This window comes from Jiella pacifica (assembly GCF_010500815.1).
In the GTDB taxonomy this organism is placed as follows: Bacteria; Pseudomonadota; Alphaproteobacteria; order Rhizobiales; family Rhizobiaceae; genus Jiella; species Jiella pacifica.
On sequence record NZ_JAAAMG010000010.1, the window covers coordinates 109,651 to 131,278 of the forward strand.

The 21,628-nt window shown below is 65.9% G+C and carries 20 protein-coding genes and 1 pseudogene; 4 read left to right on the plus strand and 17 right to left on the minus strand.

All coding sequences use genetic code 11. From position 1 onward, the window contains the following. Nucleotides 1-35: 35 nt before the first annotated feature. Together GTK09_RS13705 and GTK09_RS13710 are read right to left on the minus strand one after the other, a co-directional pair. On the minus strand, nt 36-1,103 hold the full coding sequence (locus GTK09_RS13705; RefSeq protein WP_163463733.1) for an AI-2E family transporter: 1,068 nt from the start codon (nt 1,101-1,103) through the stop codon (nt 36-38). After that, entirely contained in the window at nt 1,100-1,561 is a 462-nt protein-coding gene (locus GTK09_RS13710; RefSeq protein ID WP_163463734.1) for a hypothetical protein, read from the minus strand. The genes GTK09_RS13705 and GTK09_RS13710 overlap by 4 nt, the downstream gene beginning before the upstream one ends. Here GTK09_RS13710 and GTK09_RS28000 point away from each other — a divergent pair, their 5' ends adjacent. Together GTK09_RS28000 and GTK09_RS28270 are read left to right on the plus strand one after the other, a co-directional pair. Further along, nucleotides 1,562-2,113, plus strand: a complete 552-nt coding sequence (locus GTK09_RS28000) for a diacylglycerol kinase (protein WP_163463735.1) — start codon at nt 1,562-1,564, stop codon at nt 2,111-2,113. It begins immediately after the preceding gene. Nucleotides 2,114-2,247: 134 nt separating this feature from the next. Continuing rightward, nucleotides 2,248-2,999, plus strand: a pseudogene (locus tag GTK09_RS28270) (short-chain dehydrogenase/reductase). A gap of 106 nt (nt 3,000-3,105) precedes the next feature. On the opposite strand, the gene GTK09_RS13725 reads toward GTK09_RS28270, so the two are convergent. The 4 genes from GTK09_RS13725 to GTK09_RS13740 are packed head-to-tail and all read right to left on the minus strand — an operon-like array spanning nt 3,106 to nt 6,063. Next, a complete protein-coding gene (locus GTK09_RS13725; protein WP_163463736.1) occupies nt 3,106-3,396 on the minus strand; it encodes a DsrE family protein in 291 nt (96 codons plus the stop codon). Beyond that, nucleotides 3,393-4,184 carry an ABC transporter ATP-binding protein gene (locus GTK09_RS13730; protein WP_203561029.1) on the minus strand — a complete coding sequence of 264 codons (792 nt, stop codon included), beginning with the start codon at nt 4,182-4,184 and terminating at the stop codon, nt 3,393-3,395. The genes GTK09_RS13725 and GTK09_RS13730 overlap by 4 nt, the downstream gene beginning before the upstream one ends. Beyond that, nucleotides 4,181-5,014, minus strand: coding sequence for an ABC transporter permease (locus tag GTK09_RS13735; RefSeq protein WP_163463738.1), 834 nt, complete (start codon nt 5,012-5,014; stop codon nt 4,181-4,183). Before GTK09_RS13735 ends, GTK09_RS13730 begins: the two co-directional genes overlap by 4 nt. Continuing rightward, a complete protein-coding gene (locus tag GTK09_RS13740) occupies nt 5,011-6,063 on the minus strand; it encodes an ABC transporter substrate-binding protein (RefSeq protein WP_163463739.1) in 1,053 nt (350 codons plus the stop codon). The genes GTK09_RS13735 and GTK09_RS13740 overlap by 4 nt, the downstream gene beginning before the upstream one ends. A gap of 298 nt (nt 6,064-6,361) precedes the next feature. On the opposite strand from GTK09_RS13740, the gene GTK09_RS13745 reads away from it, so the two are divergent. Together GTK09_RS13745 and GTK09_RS13750 are read left to right on the plus strand one after the other, a co-directional pair. Beyond that, entirely contained in the window at nt 6,362-7,339 is a 978-nt protein-coding gene (locus GTK09_RS13745) for an MGH1-like glycoside hydrolase domain-containing protein (protein ID WP_246217907.1), read from the plus strand. Nucleotides 7,340-7,451: 112 nt separating this feature from the next. After that, nucleotides 7,452-7,781, plus strand: a complete 330-nt coding sequence (locus GTK09_RS13750; RefSeq protein ID WP_163463740.1) for a hypothetical protein — start codon at nt 7,452-7,454, stop codon at nt 7,779-7,781. Between the two features lie 58 nt (nt 7,782-7,839). Here GTK09_RS13750 and GTK09_RS13755 read toward each other — a convergent pair whose 3' ends face one another. The 11 genes from GTK09_RS13755 to GTK09_RS13805 all read right to left on the minus strand — a co-directional run bounded on the left by GTK09_RS13755 (nt 7,840) and on the right by GTK09_RS13805 (nt 21,625). Beyond that, nucleotides 7,840-9,078, minus strand: a complete 1,239-nt coding sequence (locus GTK09_RS13755; protein ID WP_163463741.1) for a phenylacetate--CoA ligase family protein — start codon at nt 9,076-9,078, stop codon at nt 7,840-7,842. 27 nt (nt 9,079-9,105) lie between these two features. After that, on the minus strand, nt 9,106-9,942 hold the full coding sequence (locus GTK09_RS13760; protein WP_163463742.1) for an ABC transporter ATP-binding protein: 837 nt from the start codon (nt 9,940-9,942) through the stop codon (nt 9,106-9,108). 80 nt (nt 9,943-10,022) lie between these two features. Beyond that, nucleotides 10,023-11,267 (minus strand): ABC transporter substrate-binding protein, encoded by a 1,245-nt coding sequence (locus tag GTK09_RS13765; RefSeq protein WP_163463743.1) that lies wholly within the window; start codon nt 11,265-11,267, stop codon nt 10,023-10,025. A gap of 118 nt (nt 11,268-11,385) precedes the next feature. Then, the gene (locus GTK09_RS13770) at nt 11,386-12,447 is read right to left on the minus strand and encodes a branched-chain amino acid ABC transporter permease (RefSeq protein ID WP_163463744.1); all 1,062 of its coding nucleotides are present in this window, start codon (nt 12,445-12,447) and stop codon (nt 11,386-11,388) included. Between the two features lie 4 nt (nt 12,448-12,451). After that, nucleotides 12,452-13,345: a branched-chain amino acid ABC transporter permease gene (locus GTK09_RS13775; protein ID WP_163463745.1), complete on the minus strand. Its 894-nt coding sequence runs from the start codon at nt 13,343-13,345 to the stop codon at nt 12,452-12,454. Then, a complete protein-coding gene (locus GTK09_RS13780) occupies nt 13,342-15,333 on the minus strand; it encodes an AMP-binding protein (protein WP_163463746.1) in 1,992 nt (663 codons plus the stop codon). The genes GTK09_RS13775 and GTK09_RS13780 overlap by 4 nt, the downstream gene beginning before the upstream one ends. Beyond that, nucleotides 15,330-16,133, minus strand: coding sequence for an ABC transporter ATP-binding protein (locus tag GTK09_RS13785; protein ID WP_203561036.1), 804 nt, complete (start codon nt 16,131-16,133; stop codon nt 15,330-15,332). The genes GTK09_RS13780 and GTK09_RS13785 overlap by 4 nt, the downstream gene beginning before the upstream one ends. 173 nt (nt 16,134-16,306) lie before the next feature. Next, complete coding sequence (locus GTK09_RS13790) at nt 16,307-17,083, minus strand: crotonase/enoyl-CoA hydratase family protein (RefSeq protein WP_163463747.1); 777 nt, start codon at nt 17,081-17,083, stop codon at nt 16,307-16,309. Further along, complete coding sequence (locus tag GTK09_RS13795; protein WP_203561030.1) at nt 17,080-17,991, minus strand: hydroxymethylglutaryl-CoA lyase; 912 nt, start codon at nt 17,989-17,991, stop codon at nt 17,080-17,082. Before GTK09_RS13795 ends, GTK09_RS13790 begins: the two co-directional genes overlap by 4 nt. Beyond that, nucleotides 17,988-20,006 (minus strand): acetyl/propionyl/methylcrotonyl-CoA carboxylase subunit alpha, encoded by a 2,019-nt coding sequence (locus tag GTK09_RS13800; protein WP_163463811.1) that lies wholly within the window; start codon nt 20,004-20,006, stop codon nt 17,988-17,990. Before GTK09_RS13800 ends, GTK09_RS13795 begins: the two co-directional genes overlap by 4 nt. 11 nt (nt 20,007-20,017) lie before the next feature. After that, nucleotides 20,018-21,625: a carboxyl transferase domain-containing protein gene (locus GTK09_RS13805; protein ID WP_163463748.1), complete on the minus strand. Its 1,608-nt coding sequence runs from the start codon at nt 21,623-21,625 to the stop codon at nt 20,018-20,020. Nucleotides 21,626-21,628: the final 3 nt, after the last annotated feature.

Below are 21,628 nucleotides of genomic sequence, written 5' to 3' on the forward strand. Positions count from 1 at the left end.
CTTTGATCGTTCGCTGAAGGCGAGGATGATCCGGTTCAGGGCGCGACCTCGGGTGGACCGCCGGAAGGTCGGGCGGCTTCCTCCCGCAGTCGCCATATCTGCAGAAGCGCAAGCAAGACGGCAACGACGAGCGGGCCGAGCACCAACCCGGTCGTCCCGAAGACGAGCAGACCGCCGACGACGGCGGTAAAGGTCACCGCGCTGTGGATCATCAGCTGTCGCCCGACCAGGATCGGATAGACGAGATTGTCGACCAGGCCGACGACCAAGGTCCCCCATATGACCAGGACGATCGCTGCCTGAAAATCGCCGACGAGTGCCAGATAGGCCGCAGCGGGAAACCATATGACGAAGGCGCCGAGGAACGGGACGATGCCCAGAAAGCCCATGACGACGCCCCAGAAGATCGGCGCGGGCAGACCGAGCCACCAAAAGCTCAGCCCCCCCAGGACCCCCTGCAGCATAGCGACGAAGGCGGTCCCGAGGACAGTGGCGCGAACGGTGGCGATCACGCGTTCGGAAAGAAGCGCGAATTCTTCCTGCGAAAGGGGAAGCGCCGCCTTCAGCGTCGTTCCTGCCTGCTCCTCGTCACGCAGCAGATAAAACAGGAAATAGAAGGTCAGAAGCAGGTTGATGGAGCCGGTGATCGAGCCCTGCAGGAGGGCGGCGCTCCAGCGCCCGAGCCAGGCGGCGACAGACTGGAGAAAACTCTGCATGTCGAACTGACGGTCGACCCAGTCCGCCGCCGCTGCGACGGACGGATGTGCATCGAGGAGCCCGGACCAGGGATCGGCGGCGACCACGGCTTCCAGATTGGTTGCGCTGCGGACGGCCTCCGACAAAAGCGCGCTGCCGAGCATCAGTCCGGGAAAGACGACCAGGGCTGCGACGAGAGCGACCGTCACGCTGGCCGATACCGCGTCGCTTCCGGTCGCTTGGCGAAGCCTGCGATGCAGCGGCCGAATGAGGGATGCCAGGACGAACGACCAGACGATCGCCGGCAGGAACGGCGCCGCCATGAGAAAGCAGAGATAAAGCCCGGCGATCACTGCCGTGATCAAGATGAGCGACGAGAGCGTCCGCCGGTCCCGCAACGACATCATCGCTGACGCCTCGTCGGCCGGGACTTTGCCGGACCATCGGCATCGACCTCACCGCGAACCGGCAGTTTGGAAACCGCCCGTCGAACGACGCCGTCCCGGAGGACGCGGGCGAAGCTGCGGATCGGCCCTGCGTCGCAGAAGGCATGCTTGCCCGGTTGCAGGCGGTGGACCGAAGCCGGCTCACTCACTTTCACCCAGATCGGCCGTTCCGGCGCACCGATCTGCCAGAAGAGGACTTCGTCCGACCCCTGCGCCGGCAGTTCCATCGGCATCTGCACTCCCATCGCCTGGGCGACGCAGGCAAAGGCTGCATCCGCATGTTTGCCCATCGCGATGACGAACCTTATACGGCGCAGCGCATCCGCGGCAATCGCATGCGGATAGGCCTTGACGAGGATCACCCCCTCGTTGCCGTGGCGGATCGAAGCTTCGCCTCTCGCCTTCGCCGGCCAGACCACGTGCGCCTCGTCGATCAAAAGCCGATGTGGCCGCCCCGTCCGACGCCTGGGTCGGGCGACTTCAACCAGCACCGCTTCCGCAAGCAGGCGTCGCTCGTTGGGAGGGTGCGCCTGCGTGTTGACGACGGGATCGACGGCGTCCTCGCGAAGGAGCTTCAGGGCTTCATCGGCCGGGGGGGGGGACTGCGGAGCGTGCCGATGAGGACCGCGTGCTCGAGATCGACAGGGTCACCTTCCGGATCGGTGATGCAGAATTCGATGCGCTTCTCTGCCATGCGCCAGCACGAACTGGTCGGCGGCGGGCTGGTCATCTCGACCGATCGGGCGATCGGCGTCTCGGCTCTTTTCATAGCCGGACAACGCCTGGCCATTGCGATGCTCCTTGCTGCGGAGGCGCTGAACGCCGCGATCGAGAAGATCGTCGATCGCCTGTCGCCCGAGCGCAGTTCCTTCGCTCGCGATAGCCAGGATCTCTGTTTGGCCGCGATGCTCTTTCTCATCATCGCGAATGGGATCTTCGTTGCCATCGCCTCGAAGTCAGCCTGGGCGTGACCGTCGCAGGTCTCTGTCCGAGCGGCGCGGGTTTGGCTGTGAGAACCGACGATCCACCGACAGCGACGCGTGCCACCGCCCGATGCGGCGGTCGAACCGGCGCCCGGTCGCGCCGGTGGAGAGGTCTGATGGATATGAACCTTACAGAACAGCGCGTTCTGGTCACCGGCGGCTCCAAGGGTATCGGCTTCGCCATTGCTGATGTCTTCGCGGCGGACGGCGCTGACGTCATGGCCGTCGGCCGTGACGAGGCCCGGCTTGCCGCTGCGAAAGCCCATGGAACCGCGATCATCGCCCATGCCTGCGACATCGGCGATGCGGCTGCCCGCAAGGGACTTATCGAGATCGCCGGCGATATAGACATCCTCGTCAATTGTGCCGGGGCGATCCCCGGCGGCGATCTGTTCGCTCTGCCGATCGAGACCTGGCAGGAGTCCTGGCAGCTCAAGGTCTTCGGCTATATCGACCTGACGCGGCTGCGCTGGAAGGCATGAAGACGCGCAGCAGCGGCACGGTCGTGAACATCATCGGCGATCTCGGCCGCTCGCCACGCTTCGACTATGTCTGTGGCTCGACCGCCAATGCCGCGCTCATCGCCTTCACCGAGGCGGTCGGCGCGAAGAGCACCGACTGGAACGAGCGGGTCTTCGGGGTGAACCCGTCCGGCACGAAAATCGATCGGGTGGTTCAGGTGGCACGCAAGAGGGCCGAAAGCGCGCTGGGAGACCCGGAGCGCTGGCCCGAGATCCTGTCGAACCTGCCTTTCGGCCGCCTAGCGGAGCCAGACGAGATCGCCCGCATGGTCGTGATGCTGGCATCTCCGCTGGCAGGCTATTTGTCAGGCACCGTCGTCGACATCGATGCGGGGCTTCGGCACCGGAAGTGAGACTGCTCGCGCCTCGAAGGGTGTTCGATCGCAGACTATACGATCTGGTGTCGCGAGGGTTCTCGATTCCATTTGAGCCGTCCAGGCGACCCTCGCCCAGCACGGCTCACGCTCTCACATAGGCCCAGCCATCTCCCTGCCTGCGGACAAGATGAAGGATCGCGGCGGGTACGCGAACGAGCCCCTCGCGGGGCTCGCGCCCCAGCCTCTTCAGCGTGTTCGAGCACAGGACGAGATGCCCATCCGTTTCGTCGGGCGCATCGAGGGCGGCGGCGACCGCGCCGGCATTGACGACGATCTCGATCGCGGCATCCGGCACCGCGCGGATCAGGTTCCGAGCGTTGGATCGCGCTCGCTCCAGCGAGTCTGCATCCACGGCGTGGATCAGGACCTTCATATTCCTTCTCCGTCGATGCCGCCCATCGCCGACGAGATCCGTTCCGCCGCCGCCTCCTGAGCGGTGTCTTCATGGGCTCGATCGCGACTTCGCCGGCCCATCGGCTCGTCATGCACGACCCGCGCCGGCGACCCGCCCATCACGAGGATGCGGTCGGAGAGATAGGTCGCTTCGCGAATGTCGTGGGTCACGAACAGGACGGCGAGCTCCCTCTCTGACCAGATACCCAAGAGCTCGTCCTGCAGATGGCGCCGCGTCAGTGCGTCGACCGCGGAAAACGGCTCGTCCATCAGGACGATCTTCGGCCGCACGGCGAGCGCCCGGGCGATGCCGACGCGCTGGCTCTGACCGCCGGAGAGGTCCGACGGCCAGCGATCGCGATAGCCCAGCATGTTCACGAGTGACAGGACCTCGTCGACCCGGTCGGACCGTTCGCCTTTCGACAGGCCGAGCCCCTCGACCCCATAGGCGATGTTGCCGCCCACCGTTCGCCACGGCAGCAGCCGGCTGTCCTGGAACACGACCGAGCGTCGCCGGCTGCCCTCGATCCGTTCGACGTCCAGATGAAGGCGTCCACCATCGAGCGGCAGCAGGCCGGCAAGACAGCGCAGCACCGTCGACTTGCCGACCCCCGATCCGCCGACGAGCGAGACGAATTCGCCCGCCCGCAGTGACAGATCGAGGTCGGAAAAGACAGGCGCCGCGCCCTTGCGATAGCGATAGCTCGCGTTCTCGACGCCGAGGACAACGGCGCGCGTAGCCTCTCCCGTCACGGCTGGCGAGCTCAAGCGGGCCTCCATCGCAGCAGCCATCCCTCTCCGAGCGAGAAAGCGAAATCCATCAAGCCATAGATCAGCGAGATGATCAGCATATAGACCACGACCGCGTCATAGGCGCCGACGCCCGCAGCCGCGTTCATCTCCTGCCCGATGCCGGGAACGCCCAAAAGTTCGGCGGCGATCAGCGTCATCCACGCCTGCCCGACGCCGGTCCTGATACCCGCCAGAATTCCGGACGCCGCGCCCGGCAGGGTGATGGCGAATGTCACGTCGACAAACCGGTTGCGGCCGAAGGCGCGCGCGAGCTCGTAAAAGCGCGGATCGACATTGCGGACCGCGGAATAGGTCGCGAAGTAGTTCACCCAGAAGACGCCGATCGAAATGACGAAGGCCGCGCCGGCATGGCTCACCTGAAACCAGGCGATCGCGAAGACCACCCAGGCGAGCGGCGGGATCGGACGGAGGATCCGGGCGAGCAGCCGCTGCATGTCGTCGAAGATGCGGTTGACGGCCGCCAGGAGACCGACGACGAGGCCGAGAACCGTGCCCATCGACAGGCCCCAGGCGTAGTGGATCAGGCTCGATCCGACCGCGGGAAACAGCCGTCCGCTCTCGATCTCGCCTCGCAGAGCCGGAAATATGGCGGAGGGATCCGGCAAGGTCCCGCGCGGCGCCCAGTTGAATTCGTAGGCGAGCTTCCAAACGCCGACGGAAACCACCAGCCCCGCAAGGCCGAGCACAAGCCGCCGGGCATGGATGAGCAGATTACCGGTCTGGACAGAGTGCTCATCCTCTGACGTTTTTCCCGCCGGGGCATGGATCGCCGAGATGCGTTTCATTGCGCCACGGCTTCAGGCTTTGCCGGCGCCCCCTGCCCGTCCTTCGGCGACAGCCGATCATAGAACGAGGTGTCGATCAGCTTTTCGACGTCGACGTCTTCACGGAGCGTGCCTTCCGCCTTCTGGAAGTCTCGCATCGCGACGGTGCCTTCGACGATCTTGTTGGGATCGGCGACGAAGGACTGGCGCGAGCGGTCGAGCGCCTGGCGCACGACCTCCAGCGGCAACCGCCCTCCACCGACATATTTCCCCACCGCCTCGGCCGCGCCCGGGGCCTTGTCGCGAAGCGCCTCGGTCGCGTCGCGCTGCGCAGCGACCATGGCTTCGACCACCTCGGGATGCTCCTTGATCAGCGACCCGCGGACCGCGAGAACGGCACCGGGCTGGCCGGGAAACATCTGAGATCCGGAGGCCAGGACATTCGCGTCCGCATCGCGGGACAGCGCCAGCGACACGGCCGGTTCCAGAATGGCCGCTCCGTCGACTGCGCCCGTCAGCAGCGCCTGCTGCACCTGCGCCGCGCCCTGATGGATGATCTCGATGTCGTCCACGGAAGCGCCGAGCTGCTTCGTCAGCCAGTATTTGAGTACGGTGTCGGGCACCGAGCCGGTCGGAAAGGTCGAGATCCTGGCTTTGCGGCCCTGTTTCGCGGCGAAGTCGGAAAAGGTCTGCTTCTCCACGCCACCGGTGGCGAAGCCGGCGAGGTCGCCGACGGCGACGAAGCTGATCTGCTCGACAATGTTCGATGCGACGACCTTGATGTCGGCGCCCCGCGCGGACGCGACCATGGCCGGACCGATGCCGAAATAGGCCGCATCAAGCTGCCCCGCGAGGAGCGCCTGCACCATTGCCGGTCCTTCCTGGAACTCGACCAGATCCGGCTTGATCCCGGCTTTCTCAAAGGCGCCGTTCTCCAGCGCAACGAACAGCTGCGCGTCCGGCAGAATCGGAAGATAGCCGATCTCGACCGTGACCTTGTCCTGAGCACAAACGGCGCTGGCGGCAAAGAGGCCGGCGATGAGCGCGGCGATCTGGAGGATACGGTTCATGAGGGCTTCCGTCTTTCGATCAGGGCATTCCGATTGACCGATATCTGAGGCGTCAGAGGGCGCGAAGCGAGCAACGAACATCCGCATTGCGGCCAATGATTGGGAAATTATGCTGTGGGCGCCTGCAACCGCCAGGCGGACGGCGGCCGATGGTTCTCCCAGAGGGCTCGCCTGCCGGCGCATGCGAAACGCCGCGTGAGCGGCTGCCAGCTGATGCACCAGAGTAACGGCACGCGGCCGGATTTGACTCCCAAAACGTTTTGAGCCAGTTTTCCAAAACGTTTCGGGAGGAACGGTTCTGGCCAATCTGAAGACACTCGCGCAGACGCTGGGCCTGTCGATCACGACAGTGTCCCGAGCGCTCGACGGCTATTCCGACGTATCGGAAAAGACCCGCGAGCGCGTTCGCGCGGCTGCCGATGCCGCCGGCTACCGCCCCAATGCCGCGGCCCGCAGGTTGCGCCGTCCCTGGGAGAGCGGCAGCGACAATTCGCCGGCCTGGGACGCGGCGCTGGCGCGCGTGCCGGTGACGACCACGACGCCGGTCCGCCGCAAGGACACCGGCCATGTCGACGCCGCGATGCGCCCGCGCGACGAGGACTATGCCCGGTTCATCCACCTCGTCGATCTCTATGCCGATTGCGGCTGGGATCCGGCAGAGCAGTGGCGGCGCACGCCGTTCAAGATCGCGGACGTCCAGACGACGGCGATCCTGGCGCGGGCCAGCGAGGATCTCGCAGAGATCGCCGACAACCTCGGCAGGACAGACGAAGCGAGCGAGATCCGCGCCATGGTGGAGCGCTCTCGCGCGGCCCTCGCCGGCACCTGGCGCGACGCGCTCAGCCGCTTCGTCTCGCGCGACCTCGTTTCACGCGAGGACGTGACGGCACCGACGCAGGCGTCGTTCCTGCCACTCCTCGCCCTCGATCTGGTGCCACCCCGGCGCGAGGCCGCCGAGCGGGAGATGCGCGACTGGTGTGAGGGGCTCGTCGTGGCATTTCCCTCGACGCCTCGGAGCAGCCCTCAGTTCGAGGCCAAGCGCTACTGGCGCGGCCCGGTCTGGGCGGTAATCAACTGGCTGCTGATCGACGGCCTCGAGCGCAACGACCTGACGGAATTCGCGGCCGACCTGCGCCAAGGCACGGTCGCGGCCATCGAGCGCGCCGGCTTCTGCGAGTATTTCGATCCGGTCACCGGCGAAGGCTGCGGCGGCGAGGGCTTCTCATGGACGGCCGCGGCCTATCTGCAGTTCACGGCCATGAGCGCAAGACAGTGACGACACACATCGCAGGCCGGACGAGTCGAGCGCGTTTTCACCGATTGATCACAATGGCGACCTTGTGGCCGAGCCAGATTCTTCAGTCCAATCCATGAAACGGACGTCACCGATGAACCTCCGCAGATCCGCCTCGACGCTCCTCCCGCTGGCGACGTTGCTCGCCCTTGGCTTCTCCTCGCCGGCGACTGCCTCCAGCGAAGAGAGCTGGCAGAAGATGTTCGCCGCCGCGAAGAAGGCCTGCATCGAGGCTTCGGGCCTTGCCAAGGCGAAGGCGTCGGAGCCGGTCGTTTTCAGCGACGACATCGGCTATGTCGCGCTTCTCGTCGCGGGCACCTATCCGCAGAAGCACATGAAGGGCCAGAAAGGGCAGATGCTCTGCCTCTTTGAGCGCTCGACCGGCAAGGCCAGCACCGAGGAGGCTGCCGGCTGGCGCTGGTGATCAATCCGGCGTCAGATGGCTGACGGGACATGGCCACTGCCCCGTTCGAGAACAGCCCCTATCCGTCCAGCTTTCTCTGATCGTCGACCACCTTGCCGTCATTGGGCAAGCTTCCCGGCGCAGCGAAGACCACGTCCCCCCGGACGCGGCACTCGGCACGCAGAGCCTCGGCAAGCTTATCAGCGAGCCCCTCCGGCGGGCCGTCGCATTCGACATGCAGCGCGAGCTTGTCGTGGCCGCCCTCTTCCGTGATGACGAGGCGCGCCCGGCCGAGTTCACCATGCGGTTTGACGATCCGGGCGACCTGCTCCGGACGAACGAACATGCCGCGCACCTTCGTCGTCTGATCGGCGCGGCCCATCCACCCCTTCAGCCGCAGGCCGGTTCGCCCGCAGGGCGACGGCTCCGTCATCACCGCCGACATGTCGCCGGTGGCGAAGCGGATCAGCGGATAAAGCGGGTTGAAAGTGGTGACGACCACCTCGCCGACCTCGCCGGGCTCCACCGGATCGCTGGTGCCCGGGCGCACGATCTCGACGAGGACGTTCTCCTCGATCACCATGCCGTCGGAAGCGCCCGCCGTCTCATAGGCGATGAGGCCGAGTTCGGCCGTCGCATAGCACTGGCGGATGGCGATGCCCCGGTCGGCATACCAGGCCCGCAGATTGGGAAACAGCGGCCCGCCGCTCACCAGCGCCGTCTTCAGGCTGACCGTGTCGGCGCCGCTGTCGTCGCCGCGCTCGAGAATGGTCTTGAGGAAATCGGGCGTTCCTACATAGGCGGTGAGGCGCAGCCGCTCGATGGCCGCCACCTGCTGCGCGGTATTGCCGACGCCGCCGGGAAACACCACCGCTCCCACCGCCGCAGCGGCATGATCGAACATCACGCCCGCCGGGGTCAGATGATAGGCGAAGGCGTTGAGCACCCGGTCGTTCCTGCCGATACCGGCGGCATGAAGCGCCCGGCCCATGCGCCAATGCTCCTCGTCGCCTTCCGGCTCGACGATCGGACCGGGAGAGAGATAAAGCCGGCGGAACCCGCCCGGCTCCTGGGTGGCGAGGCCGCCGAGCGGCGGATCCTGCTCCTGCAGGGCCGGCAGGTCGGATTTGCGCAGAATCGGCAGCGCCGCGAGGGCCCTGCGATCGGTGATCGCGCCCGGATCGACCCCGTCGAGCGTCCGGGCATAAGCCGGCGCATGCGCAGCCGCGTGGGCGAGCTGACGCCGCAGCGCATCGAAAAGATCGGCCTCCCGCGCCTCGCGCGAGCGGGTTTCGAGGTCGTCGAAGAATTCGGTCATAGGTCGCCTTCCTCCCCTTGCCGTCGCTCAAAGCCAGCGCTTGCGACGGCGGAAGCTCTTCACGTTGCGAAACGAACGGCGCTCGCCGCCGCCAAGATAGAACTCCTTGACGTCCTCGTTCTCGACCAGTTCGGCCCCGGTGCCGTCGAGGACGATCTTGCCGCTTTCGATGATGTAGCCGTAGTCGGCGACCTTCAGCGCCATGTTGGCGTTCTGCTCGACGAGAAGGATGGTGATCCCCAATTCCTCGTTCAGCCGGCGGATGATGCCGAACACCTCCTTCACCAGAAGCGGCGACAGGCCCATCGAGGGCTCGTCCATCATGATCAGCCGCGGCTTGGCCATCATCGCGCGGCCGATCGCCAGCATCTGCTGTTCGCCGCCGGACAGATACCCGGCAAGGCCCTGGCGCTCCTTCAATCGCGGAAAGAAGCGATAGACATCGGCGATCTCGGCCTCGATATCGGCGCCAGGACGGGAAAACGCGCCGAGCCGCAGATTATCGCGGATGGTCATGTCCTGGACGATGCCGCGGCCCTCCATGACGAGAAAGATCCCATCCCGAACCTTCTTGTCGGGAGGCGTTCTGGTGACGTCCGCCCCCTCATAGGACACCGTCCCGCGGGTGATCTCGCCGTCCTCGGTCTTGAGCAGGCCGGCGATGGCCTTCAGGGTGGTCGACTTGCCGGCGCCGTTGGCACCGAGAAGTGCGGTGATCTCGCCGCGCCTGGCCTGAAGCGACATGCCGCGCAGGACCAGGATCACGTCGTTGAAGACGACCTCGACATTGTTGAGCTCGAGCAGCGGCGGGCTATCGCTCCCGGCCTTCTCGGACGGCCTCGCGGTGTCGGCAGTAAGGATCATCGGACTTCGACTCGCGGCTCGATTTCGGACAGGGCCGACCGGCCATCGCGGCCGGCCGGCGGTTCATGCGGGCCTCGCACTTACTGTCCGAGCCACTCCTCGCGGCGCGGCACGTCGATCTCGGCGATTTCCTTGATGACCGCCTTGCCGTCGGTGAAGGAGCCGGAGTTGATCGTCACCCTGAGAAGACCGCGATGGTCCTCCGGCGTCCAGGTCGAGGGCGAGCAGACGCCCTCGAGCCCTTCCGGCACCCAGTCGGTCTTCTGATACATGCCGTCACGGATGTTCTTGCCGGTGATGCCGCCATTCGCCTTCGCCCACTGCATGGCTTCCTTCATGTAATAGGCCGAACAGATGCCGCGCAGATAATGGTGAGTCGGCCGGTCGCCGACCTGGCCGCCGCCATTCTCGAGAATCTTCTTGACCAGCCCCATGCCCGGCACGTCGGCCCCGTAGAAGGGCGTCGAGGAAGGGAAGATCAGGTTCTGCGCCTCGGCCGCTTCCACGGTCTGGTAGTCGCCGGCCCAGGGATTGCCCATATAGGTCGCCTCGACGCCGACCGTGTTGCAGCTCTTGATCAGCGACACGACCGAACCGCCGAGATTGCCCATATAGACATATTGGGCGCCGGAATCCTTGATCGTCAGGCACTGCGCCTTGAAGTCGCCCGGCGCGAGCGGCACGACGACCGGCTGGGCGACGGTGAAGCCCAGCTCCTCGGCATAGGACGCGCAGGCCTCTTTCGGCGCATTGGGATAAGGATGGTTGTCGCCGGTGTGGACGAAGGTCGGGTTCTCCGTCCCCTTCTCCTTGGCGTCCTCGGCGGCCCACTGGACCAGCGCCCGGCAAGCGTCGGAATAGGACGGGCCGTAGAAGAAATTGAAGGGCGCCGGTGCCTTCGTGTTCGCGTTCTTGCCCTGCGGGTCGGTCAGATGCGCCGAATAGGAGCCGGAGATCGTCGGGATCTCGGCGCGCGCGACGAAGGAGATCAGCGCCTCCGTGTCGGCCGTGCCCCAGCCCTGCAGGGCGACCATGTCGTTGCCGACCCATTTCTTGAACTGGGCGATCGCTTCCGGCACTTTGTAGGCGTAGTCGACAGTGTCGAGCTCGACCATCGTGCCATCGATGCCGCCATCGGCGTTAATCTCTTTGAAGGCGTCGGCGACGCCCGGGCCATACTGCTTGCCGACGAAGGACGTCGCGCCGGTATAATCGGCGAGATGGCCGACGAGGACGCTGTCATCCTGGGCGAGCGCCGGCGCGCCGGCGATGATGGTGGTGGCCGCGAGCGCAGCCGTCAGGGTCAGTCTGTGAAGCGTTGCCATTGTCGAATTCCTCCCATTCGCGGACTTTGCGGTGGCTCGATATGCTGACGGTGCCGCGAAGACCGCCGTCATCGGTTGAAGTGCGCCGGCCCACCCTCCCCGGCGGTCCGGCCATGGCTCAGTGCGAGAAGGGAAACAGCTTCCAGCTCGCCCGCGTCATGCGCCAGCGATGGACGAGTCCCTCCGGTTCGAGAACGAGAAACAGGATAATCGCCGCACCGACGCTCATCTGCTTGATGTAGGCCGTGCCCTGCGCGATGGCCGGGACGACGGTCGCCACGCCATTGGCGAAAACCTCCATCGCCTGCGGCAAAAGCAGGATGAAGGCCGCGCCCAGAAGCGATCCTGAAACCGAGCCGAGCCCGCCGATGATGATCATCGCCAGGAATTCGATCGACAGGATGATGGTGAAGCCCTCTGCCGAGACGAAGCCGAGATAATGGCCGTAGAGCGCCCCGCCGATGCCGGCGAAGAAGGACGAGATGCCGAAGGACAGGATGCGGTATCGCGTCAGATTGATGCCCATGATCTCGGCCGAGAGATAATGGTCACGCACCGCCACCAGCGCCCGCCCGTCCCGGGTGCGGGCGAGATTGGCGACGGCGACGAAGGCGACGACCACCCAGAACAGGACGAGATAGAGATAGCGCGCGTCGTTGTTGAGCTGGAAGCCGAAGACGCTCGCCGTCTCGGCCAGCGACCCGTAGGTGCCGCCGGTGAACCAGTCGGCGCGGGCGAAGAAGTCCTGCAGGATATACTGCGATGCGAGCGTCGCGATGGCGAGATAGAGCCCCTTCAGCCGCGCCGCCGGAATGCCGAAGATCATGCCGACGGCCATGGTCATGAGCCCGGCGAGCGGGATCGCAATCAGGACCGGAATGCCGTTGCCGGAAATCCAGGCCGAGGCGAAGGCCCCGAAGCCGAAGAAGGCCCCATGGCCGAGCGAGATCTGGCCGGTCATGCCGGTCAGGACGTTCAGCCCCAAAGCGGCGATGCCGTAGATGCCGATCAGGATGAGCTGGGACAGAACGTAGCCGCCGAAGACCAGCGGGCAGAGCGCCACCAGAACGACGCCGGCCAGAACCGCCATCGTCTCGTTGCGGGTGCGGAAGAGCGTCCGGTCGGCGGCGTAGGTCGCACGGAAATCGCCGGTGGGTCTTGGATTGGGAACATGGGCCACGGGGTTACACTCGCTCGATGTCGGGCGTGCCGAGCAGGCCGTAGGGTTTGATCATCAGGATGATGAGCAGGACGTAGAAGGGCGCCACCGAATACATGTTGCCGATATGGAGGTACTGGCCGTCGACGAACTCGGCGAGGTTTTCCAGAATGCCGATGGTCAGCCCGCCGATGATCGCGCCGACGATCGAATCCAGCCCGCCCACGATGACCGCCGGAAACACCTTGATGCCGATGATGGCGAGCGAGTTCGACACCGCGGAGACGAGGCCGATGACGACGCCGGCAATGCCGGAAACGACGGCCGAGATTGCCCAGGCCATGGCAAAGACCCGCCCCACCGAAATGCCGAGCGACTGCGCGATCTGCTGGTTATAGGCCGTCGCCCGCATAGCGAGGCCCCAGCGCGAATACTGGAAGAACCAGAAGAACAGGCCCATGACGACGAGCGACAGGACGAAGCTCATCAGATAGGCCGTCTCGACGTTGAGCCCGGCGATCTCCACCGTCCCCCGATCGAAGACCCGTGGGAACCGCACGGCGTTGTTGCCGAAGATCCAGTTCATCGTCGCCTGCATGAAGATCGACAGGCCGATGGTCGCCATGATCACCGAGATCACCGGCTCGCCGAGGAGCGGGCGCAGAAGCACGACCTGCACGAGGATGCCGAACACCATCATGAACACGAGCGAGAACAGGAAGGCGAGCCAGAAGGGCAGGCCCATGTTAACGACGAGCGCGAGGCAGACCCAAGCGCCGAGGACGACGAATTCGCCCTGTGCGAAGTTCACCACCTGGGTCGATTTGTAGATCAGGACGAAGCACATGGCGACGATGCCGTAGAGCATGCCGACGATGACGCCGTTGACGAGAAGCTGAATGAGAAGAGAGGTGTTCATGCCGCCTGGCTCTCCGTCTTTTGCGTGTCTGGCGCGTTGTGGAGGGTCTCGATCGCAAGGGTCGTGACCACCCGCTGCTTCGAGCCGTCCTGGAAGTGGATGACGGTGTCGATGTCGACATGATCGGCACCGGAATAGATCCGCGCGATGATGTCTTCGTACTTCTCTGCGATGACGCTGCGCCGCACCTTCTTGGTGCGGGTCAGTTCGCCGTCGTCGGCGTCGAGCTCCTTGTAGAGGAGGACGAATTTGGTGATGCGCTGCTGCGCCGGGAGGGTGGCGTTGACGCGCTCGACCTCCTCGCGGATGAGCGCATAGACTTCCGGCCGTGAGGCGAGGTCGGAATAGGTGGTGAAGGAGATCCGCCGCTCCTCGGCCCATTTGGCGACGATCGGATAGCGGATGCAGATCATCGCGCCGAGATAGGGCCGGTTCTTGCCCAGGATCACGGCCTCGGCGACGTAGGTCGAGAATTTCAGCTTGTTCTCGATGAATTGCGGGGAGAAGCGGACCCCGCGAGAGGTCTCCGCCAGATCCTTGACCCGGTCGATCACCACGAGATGGCCCTTCTCGGTCAGATAGCCGGCATCGCCGGTCTGGAACCAGCCATCGTCGGAGAAGCTCTCCTTCGAAGCTTCGGCGTTGCGGTAATAGCCGCTCATCATGTTCGGATGGCGCACCAGCACCTCGCCGAGCCCTTCGGGATCGGGATCGCGGATCGACAGCGTCACCCCCGGCATCGGAAAGCCGACCGTCTCATAGTCGACATGTCCGGCCTGGTGGATCGTGTGGGCGCCGAGCGCTTCGGTCTGGCCATAGAGCTGCTTCAAGGGCAGGCCCATGGCCTGGAAGAAGCGGAACGTATCCGGCCCCATGGCGGCGCCGCCGGTGGCGGCCGATTTCAGCCGCGAAAAGCCGAGCCTGTCCCGCAAATGGCGGAACAGGCCCCATTCTGCGGCGCCGTCGCGGCCACCCTTTTCCATCGCCGCCATGCCGCGGGCGACACCCCAATCGTAGATGCGGCGCTTCCAGGGCGTGGCATCCATGATGCGGGCTCTGATGTCGGCCGCAACGCCCTCCCAGGCGCGCGGTGACAGGAGCACGAAGGTCGGGCCGATCTCGCGCAGATCGGCCATCATCGTGCGCTCCTCCTCGGGAAAATTGACCTTCATCCGGGCGAGGAAGTTCCAGCCGACCGAATACATCTGCTCCATCACCCAGGAGAGCGGGAGGACCGCGACATATTCGTCCTCGGGTCCGCGTGGGTCGGCCCTGAGATACGCCGCGGCATGGCCGATGAAGGCGTCGCCCGTCCACTCGGCGAGCTTGGGGCTCGAGGTCGTGCCCGAGGTGGTGCAGAGGATCGCGACATCGGCGCCGTCGGTCCCCTCGACCATGCGCTTCCAGAGCCCCGCATCCTTTTGAAGCGCGAGGCGTCCGCGCTCCTCGAGGTCCGCCATCGCGATCAACCGCGGATCGTCGTATTTCCGCATGCCGCGCGGGTCGGTGTAGACGATCGCCACGACGCTCGGAATCGCATCGCCGAGATTGAGCAGCTTGTCGACCTGCTCCTCGTCCTCGGCGACGACCAGCTTGGGATGGGCGTGGCCGGCGAGATAGCGGATTTCCTCTTCCAGCGCGTCGCGGTACACGCCGAGGCTCATCGCCCTGCAGGCGTGGGCGGCGACCTCGCCCCAGACCCATTCCGGGCGGTTGTCGCCGATCAGCGCCACGACGTCCCCCGCGCCGACGCCGAGTTCTGCGAAGGCCGCGGCCATGCGCGAGATATGACCCTCGACCTCTTCCCAGGTGTAGCTGATCCAGATGCCGAATTCCTTCTCGCGCTGGGCGACGAGACGGGGATGGCGCTCGGCATTGTAGCGCAGCAATTTCGGCAGCGTCTTCAGCTGCGCCGCTTCCTTCAGTTCGGGCGCGGTATCCGGCCAGCCAATCGCGTCGCCGCTGATTTCGAGCCGACGCTCCGTCATGCCACGGCCTCCGCTTCCTCGGCGGCGAGCGCGTCGAGCAACTCGTCGTCTTCCCCGAGATAGGCTTTCTTCACATGCTCGTCGGCCAGCACCTCTTCGGGGCTTCCGGCGGCGATGATGCGGCCGAAATCGAGCACCGCGACCCGGTCCGACAGGTCCATCACCACGCCCATGTCATGCTCGATCATCATGATCGTCATGTCGAATTCCTCACGCAGCGCGATGATGAAGCGGGCCATGTCCTCCTTTTCTTCGAGGTTCATGCCGGCCATCGGCTCGTCGAGGAGGATCAGTTCGGGCTCGATCGCGATCGCCCGGGCAAGCTCAACCCGCTTGCGCAGGCCATAGGACAGAATGCCCGCCGGCTCGTTGCGCACATGCTGGATTTCGAGGAAGTCGATGATCGTCTCGACGAAGCGGCGTTCCTTCAGCTCCTCGCGCCGCGCGCCGCCGATCCAATAGGCCATGCCGGTGACGAAGTTGTTCTTCATCCGGTGGTGGCGGCCGACGAGAATATTGTCGAGCACGCTCATATGGCCGAACAAAGCGAGGTTCTGAAACGTCCGTCCAATGCCGAGACTTGCCCGGTCATTGATCGAATGTTTCAAAAGATCGCCGCCCTGCCAGGAAATGGCGCCGCTCGTCGGGCGATAGCGGCCCGAGATGCAGTTCAGCATCGACGTCTTGCCGGCGCCGTTCGGCCCGATCAGCGAAAAGAGCTCGCCCTTTCGCACGTCGAACGACACGTTGCTCAACGCCTTGACGCCGCCAAAGCGCACCGACACGTCGTCGACCTTCAGGATCACACTGCCTCGATCCGCCAAAAACGCTCCTCCCTTTGGCGTTGTCCGCCGGCTTAGGGCCTCCCTGCCCTTTGCCGGCGGTCATTCACTCCCCGTCCGTCACCGGATGCCTCGAACCCTTCTCACTGCGCCTTTTCGCCAGCCGATCGCCGGCCCGCTAACATTCGCCGTCACCGGCTCCGCCGTTCCAAGAAGGCCGCGATGCCGGCCCGCGCCTCCTCGGTTTCCCATGTGTCGGCGAGCGCTCGCGCGGTCCGCTCCACCACCGCCTCGTCGATGACTGGCCCGAGCGCGCGAAGCAGCGCTTTCGAACGGCCGACCGCAGGCCCCACGCATTCGAGATACGGGGCGATTTCCGCTTCCGCCGCAGCGTCGAGCGCATCGGTGTCGACCGCCTTATCGACGAGCCCGAGCGAGACGGCTTCCTCAGCCCAGAACAGGCGCGCCGACATGAACACCTGCCGCGCCCGCGCCTCACCCATTTTGGCGGCAACGAAGGGCGAGATCGTCGCCGGGATGAGGCCGAGCTTCGTTTCGGTGAAGGCAAAGCGCGCGCCCTGGCTCGCCACCGCGACGTCGCAGACCGAGATCAGCCCGAGCCCCCCGCCGAAGGCCTGACCGTTGATGCGACCGATCAGCGGCTTCGGCATTTCATTGAGGGCCTTGAGCATGCGCGATAGCGCCGTCGCCTCGGCGATGCGCTCCGCCCGGCTAGCGTCGAACTGCGCCTTCATCCAGTTGAGGTCGGCGCCGGCCGAAAAGCTCTTGCCCTCTCCGGTGAGGACGACAGCGCGAACCGAGACGTCTTCGCCGAGCGCCACGGCTGCCTTGGCTAGCTCGCCGATCATCGCCGCGTTCATGGCGTTGTGCCGCTCGGGCCGGGCGAGGGTCAGCGTCGCGACGCCGCGCTCGTCCCGTTCGATCCGGATCGTCGAAAAGCCGCTCATGACCCGCCTCCCGCGACTGCAGCCGGGCTCGCGGTCGCACGATCAGGCGACCGCAGCGCCCTTGCGAAGGATACGGCGTCCTGCAAGGCCGCCCGGTCGAGGCCGGTGCGATAGCCTTTGTCCGTCAGGGAGGCGTCGACGGCTTCGGTCGCGACATTGCCCTTCGCCCCCGGCGCATAGGGACAGCCGCCGAGCCCCCCCGCCGCCGCGTCGAACACCCGAAGACCGAAGCCGAGACTCGCCTCGATATTGAGCAGCGCCCGGCCGGCCGTGTCGTGGAAATGCCCGGCGAGCCGCTCGGGCGGCACCACCGCGCACACCGCCTCCAGCATGGCGGCGATGGTCTCGGGCGTTGCATGGCCCAGAGTGTCGCCGAGCGAAATTTCATGGCAGCCCATGGCATCGAGCGCCGCCGCGACCTTCGCCACCGAACCCGGCTCGACCGGGCCGTCATAGGGACAGTCGGTGACGCAGGAGACATAGCCGCGAACCGGAATGCCCGCGTCCTTCGCCGCCTTCAGCACAGGCGCGAAACGATCGAGGCTCTCGGCGATCGAGCAGTTGATGTTCGTGCGGCTGAAGCCTTCGGAGGCCGAAGCGAAGACGGCGACCGCGTCGGCCTTCGCCGCCAATGCGGCTTCGAAGCCCTTCATATTGGGGGTCAGCACTGAATAGACGCAGCCCGGACGGCGCGAGATGCCGGCCATCACCGCCGCCGCATCGGCCATCTGCGGCACCCATTTCGGCGACACGAAGCTCGTCGCCTCGATGCGGGTGAAGCCGCAGGCCGAAAGCTTGTCGATGAGGGCGATCTTGTCGGCGGTCGCGACCTCACCCGGCTCGTTCTGCAGCCCGTCGCGCGGCGCCATTTCAACGATGGTCACGCTTTCGTTCGAAGGCCGCATCATGACTCCTCCTCGAGCGTCACCAGAACGGCGCCATCCTCCACCTGGTCCCCCTCACGGACCAGGATTTCGGCGATCGTCCCGTCGCGGGGGGCTTTCAGCGTATGCTCCATCTTCATCGCTTCCAGAACGACCAACGGCGCGCCGGCCGCCACCCGCGCACCGGCCGCGATGGTCAGCCTGCCGATCGCGCCCGGCATCGGGGCCACGATGCGGTCCGAGGTGGCAGTCTCTTCGGCGGCATCTGACGGACGATGGAGCGGCAGGACATGGGTCGCGCCGTCCGAAAAGACGCTCACCGCATCGCGCGACACCAGAAGATGATGCGTCGCCTGCCAACCCTCGACGCTCGCCCGCAGGGTCATCGCACCGGTCTCAGCGCATCGATCGAAGCTCGCCACGGCGATGTCGACGCCCGCTTCTGCCCTCTCTGCCGGCGCAACGTGATATGCGCTGCAGCCGAGATCGGCGACCACCATATCAATGCGCTCGCCCGCTTCCATGAAGCGGACCGCCTGCCGCGCCCGCCCCCAGGCGCGGAAGCCGGAAAGTCTGGCGAAGGGGCCGTCATCGCCGTTGTCTTGCGCCGCATCGCCGAGATGATGAGCCAAAGCGGCAAGCGCGCGGGTCAAGTCGTCCGGCCCGGCCTGAGCGGTCAGCGTTTCGGCGTCCCGGTCGATGAGCCCCGTATCGATGGCTCCGGCGGCAAAGCCCTCATGCTCGGCGAGGCGCTTGAGGAAGCCCGCATTGGTCGTCAGCCCGGCAAGACGCAGGTCGCCGAGAGCCCTTGCCAGCCGCTTCAGAGCGGCGGGACGATCGGGGCCATGGACGATCAGCTTGGCGAGCATCGGATCGTAATGGGGCGTCACCCGGTCGCCTTGCCGTATGCCGGTATCGATCCGCAATCCCGCCCCGGCCTGCGGCCATTCGAGATAATCGATTCGGCCCGTCGCCGGCAGGAAGCCCCTGGCCGGGTCTTCCGCGTAAAGGCGGGCCTCGAAGGCGTGGCCGTCGATCTGAAGATCGCCTTGCGTGAAGGGCAGCGCCTCGCCGCCGGCGACGCGGAGCTGAAGCTCGACGAGGTCGAGCCCCGTGATCGCCTCGGTCACCGGATGCTCGACCTGCAGCCGCGTATTCATCTCCATGAAGTAGAAGCGGTCGGGCCTCAGGCCGTCCGAGGCGTCGACGATGAATTCCACCGTGCCGGCACCCGCATAGCCGATCGCCGCCGCCGCCTTCACCGCCGCCTCGCCCATGGCGGCGCGCATCTCGTCCCTCATGCCGGGGGCCGGCGCTTCCTCGATCACCTTCTGGTGCCGGCGCTGGAGCGAGCAGTCCCGCTCGAAGAGATGGACGACGTTGCCGTGCTGGTCGCCGAAGACCTGGATCTCGATGTGACGAGGCGTCGCGACGAATTTTTCGATCAGGCAGTGCGGATCGCCGAAGGCGGCTTTCGCCTCGCGTCGGGCGCCTTCGAGGGCAGTTTCGAATTCCGCCGGATCGTCGACCCGGCGCATGCCCTTGCCGCCGCCGCCGGCGCGCGCCTTGATCAGCACTGGATAGCCGATGCGCCCGGCCTCGGCCTTGAGAAACTCCGGGTCCTGTTCACCCCCATGATAGCCGGGAACGACGGGAACGCCCGCCCCCTGCATCAACCGCTTGGCGGCGTCCTTCAGCCCCATGGCGCGGATCGCGCTCGCCGATGGCCCGACGAAGATCAGCCCGGCCGCGGCGACCGCCTCGACGAAATCCGGATTCTCCGACAAGAAGCCGTAGCCGGGATGGATCGCGTCGACCCCGCAGCGTTTCGCCGCGGCGATGATCGCTTCGCCCTTCAGATAGCTGTCCGCCACCGCCGCCGGGCCGATCCGCACCGCCTCGTCCGCCATCGCCACATGCATCGCCCCGGCGTCGGCCTCGGAGTAGATCGCGACCGATCTCACCCCGAGCCGCCGGGCGGTGCGGATGATCCGGCAGGCGATCTCGCCGCGATTGGCAATGAGGAGGGTATCGATCATCATCGCTCTCCTCACATCCGAAACAGACCGAAGCGCGTGTCTTCGATCGGTGCGTTGAGACTGGCGGCGAGCGACAGGCCAAGGATCTGCCGGCTGTGGCGCGGATCGACGATGCCGTCGTCCCAAAGCCGCGCCGAGGCGTAGAGCGGATGGCTCTGGCGGGTGAACATGTCCTCCGTCGGCTTGCGGAACGTCTCTTCCTCTTCCGCGCTCCAGTCCTGGCCGCGCTTTTCCATCGCCTGGCGCTTGACGATGGCGAGCGTCTTCGCCGCCTGCTCGCCGCCCATCACCGCGATGCGGCTGTTCGGCCAAGACCACAGGAAGCGGGGCGAATAGGACCGGCCGCACATGCCGTAATTGCCGGCGCCGTATGAGCCGCCGATCAGCATGGTGATCTTCGGCACGGCCGTGGTCGAGACCGCCGTCACCAGCTTGGCACCGTTCTTGGCTATGCCGCCGGCCTCGTATTTGCGCCCGACCATGAAGCCGGTGACATTCTGCAGGAAGACGAGCGGGATCTTGCGCTGGGAGCAGAGTTCGACGAAATGCGCCGCCTTCACAGCGCTTTCGGAAAAAATGACGCCGTTGTTGGCGACGATGCCGACCGGGATTCCGTAAAGATGGGCAAAGCCGCAGACGATGGTCGTGCCGTAGCGCGCCTTGAACTCGTCGAAGCGCGAGCCGTCGACGAGCCGGGCGATCACCTCGCGCACGTCATAGGGCGTCTTCGGGTCGGCCGGCACGATGCCGAGGATTTCTTCGGGGTCATAGGCCGGCTCTTCCGGCGCCCGCCGCGCGATCTTCGCCGGTTCCGCGCGGCCGAGATTTCCAACGACGTTGCGCGCCAGCTCCAACGCATGGAGATCGTCATGGGCAAGATGATCCGCGACGCCGGAGAGCCGGGTATGGACGTCGCCACCGCCGAGATCTTCGGCCTCCACATCCTCGCCCGTCGCGGCCTTGACGAGCGGCGGGCCGGCCAGAAAGATCGTGCCCTGATCCTTGACGATGATGGTCTCGTCACTCATCGCCGGCACATAGGCGCCGCCGGCGGTGCAGGACCCCATGACGACGGCGATCTGGGCGATGCCCTTGGCGCTCATCTGGGCCTGGTTGAAGAAGATGCGGCCGAAATGATCGCGGTCGGGAAACACCTCGTCCTGGTTCGGCAGGTTGGCGCCGCCGGAATCGACGAGATAGACGCAAGGCAGCCGGTTCGCCTCAGCGATCTCCTGGGCCCGCAGATGCTTCTTGACGGTCAGCGGGAAATAGGTCCCGCCCTTCACCGTCGCGTCATTGGCGAGCACCATGACCTCGCGGCCCTTCACCCGGCCGATGCCGGCGATGGCGCCGGCCGCCGGCACCTCGTCGCCATAAAGGCCGTGGGCGGTGAAAAGACCGATCTCAAGGAAGGGCGAGCCGCGATCGAGAAGCCCCTCCACCCGGTCGCGCGGCAGTAGCTTGCCCCGCGACAGATGCCGCTCGCGCGCCCGCTCGCCGCCGCCCGCCAGCGCCCGCTCGGCCGCCACACGCGCCACGTCGAGCTGCGCCAGCATCGCCTTGCGGTTTTCGGCGAAGGCTTCGGAACGGGGGGAGAGAGCGGAGGTCAGGACGGACATCCG

Bases quoted from the DNA above. Each gene is read 5' to 3' on its own strand.
- GTK09_RS13705 (WP_163463733.1), bottom strand. From the start codon at position 1,103: ATGATGTCGTTGCGGGACCGGCGGACGCTCTCGTCGCTCATCTTGATC.
- GTK09_RS13725 (WP_163463736.1), bottom strand. From the start codon at position 3,396: ATGAAGGTCCTGATCCACGCCGTGGATGCAGACTCGCTGGAGCGAGCG.
- GTK09_RS13735 (WP_163463738.1), bottom strand. From the start codon at position 5,014: ATGAAACGCATCTCGGCGATCCATGCCCCGGCGGGAAAAACGTCAGAG.
- GTK09_RS13740 (WP_163463739.1), bottom strand. From the start codon at position 6,063: ATGAACCGTATCCTCCAGATCGCCGCGCTCATCGCCGGCCTCTTTGCC.
- GTK09_RS13750 (WP_163463740.1), top strand. From the start codon at position 7,452: ATGAACCTCCGCAGATCCGCCTCGACGCTCCTCCCGCTGGCGACGTTG.
- GTK09_RS13755 (WP_163463741.1), bottom strand. From the start codon at position 9,078: ATGACCGAATTCTTCGACGACCTCGAAACCCGCTCGCGCGAGGCGCGG.
- GTK09_RS13760 (WP_163463742.1), bottom strand. From the start codon at position 9,942: ATGATCCTTACTGCCGACACCGCGAGGCCGTCCGAGAAGGCCGGGAGC.
- GTK09_RS13765 (WP_163463743.1), bottom strand. From the start codon at position 11,267: ATGGCAACGCTTCACAGACTGACCCTGACGGCTGCGCTCGCGGCCACC.
- GTK09_RS13775 (WP_163463745.1), bottom strand. From the start codon at position 13,345: ATGAACACCTCTCTTCTCATTCAGCTTCTCGTCAACGGCGTCATCGTC.
- GTK09_RS13780 (WP_163463746.1), bottom strand. From the start codon at position 15,333: ATGACGGAGCGTCGGCTCGAAATCAGCGGCGACGCGATTGGCTGGCCG.
- GTK09_RS13790 (WP_163463747.1), bottom strand. From the start codon at position 17,083: ATGAGCGGCTTTTCGACGATCCGGATCGAACGGGACGAGCGCGGCGTC.
- GTK09_RS13795 (WP_203561030.1), bottom strand. From the start codon at position 17,991: ATGATGCGGCCTTCGAACGAAAGCGTGACCATCGTTGAAATGGCGCCG.
- GTK09_RS13800 (WP_163463811.1), bottom strand. From the start codon at position 20,006: ATGATCGATACCCTCCTCATTGCCAATCGCGGCGAGATCGCCTGCCGG.
- GTK09_RS13805 (WP_163463748.1), bottom strand. From the start codon at position 21,625: ATGTCCGTCCTGACCTCCGCTCTCTCCCCCCGTTCCGAAGCCTTCGCC.